The sequence below is a fragment of the Desulfovibrio sp. 1214_IL3152 genome (assembly GCF_036763055.1).
Taxonomy (GTDB): Bacteria; Desulfobacterota; Desulfovibrionia; order Desulfovibrionales; family Desulfovibrionaceae; genus Desulfovibrio.
Genome location: NZ_JBAIYW010000641.1, coordinates 1 through 1,118, shown reverse-complemented (window position 1 = coordinate 1,118; position 1,118 = coordinate 1). Strand labels below are relative to the sequence as shown.

The window sequence follows — 1,118 nt, the reverse complement described above, 5'->3', positions numbered from 1 at the left end:
CAGGAAGCAGGTGCGAGAGCGCCCCGCCGTCACGAACGCCGCCGCAGGCGTTGGGCTGCCCGGTGAGCGAAAAAGACGTGGCCCCCGGGCGGCATATCTGCCCGGTAAGCAGATGCAGGTTATGGATAAGATTATTGGCAAACACGCCCTGCACGCGCTGGTTGATGCCCATGCACCAGAGGCTCATGGTCGCGCCGGACTCGGCAAAAGCCCGGGCCGCGCTGTAGATCTGCTCTACCGGTACGCGGCAGATTTCCGCCACTTTTTCCGGACGGTAGTTTTCAAGAAAGGCTTTGTAGCCCTCAAAGTCAGAAGGTTTGCCCTCCGCATCCATAAAACTCACGTAACGCTGCCAGAAACGCGGATTATCCAGCTCCTCATTGATGATAACCCAGGCCATGCTGTGCATGAAGGCCAGGTCGGTGCCGGGCCGGAAAGCCACATGCATGTCGGCTATGCGCGAAGTGTTGGTGCGGCGCGGATCGGCCACAATGATCTTTACGCCCGGCTCCACCTGCTTGCGGCGGGCTATACGCCGAAAAAGCACGGGATGCGCCTCGGACGTATTGGAGCCGATGATGAAAAAACAGGTGGCCTGGTCAATGTCGGCATAGGTTCCCATAGGTTCGTCCTTGCCGAAGCTCGTCATGTAGCCGCCCACGGCCGAGGCCATGCACAGGCGGGGATTGCCGTCCACATTATTGGTGCCGAAGCCCCCCTTGAAAATCTTGTTGGCGACATAGCTTTCTTCGGTAAGGCACTGGCCCGAGCCATACCAGGCAACCGAATTGGGACCATGCGCATCAATGCTGCTGCGAAATCTGGAAGCCATCAGATCCAGGGCCTCGTCCCAGCTTACAGGCTCAAGCTTGCCGCCCTTGCGACGGCGCACCAGGGGCTGCGTGACCCTTTCCTTTGAATTGAGCACGGGGATAAGCAAAGACCCCTTGAGGCACAGCAGGCCCGCATTATGGTTGTTGGGGTCGCCCTGAATAGCCACGGCCTTGCCGTCCCTGACGCCCACAAGTACCCCGCAGCCCGTGCCGCAGTAGCGGCAGACGCCCTTTACCCATTTTTCCGGCCTGCTGTCCGCCGCATGTGCCAGAGACCCGAGCCCT

1 protein-coding gene is annotated in these 1,118 nt (G+C 60.1%); it reads right to left on the bottom strand.

The genetic code is table 11. The features are described from left to right. The coding region (locus V6C07_RS13300) for a molybdopterin-dependent oxidoreductase (protein ID WP_333536957.1) at positions 1-1,118 on the bottom strand (1,118 nt) is incomplete at both ends.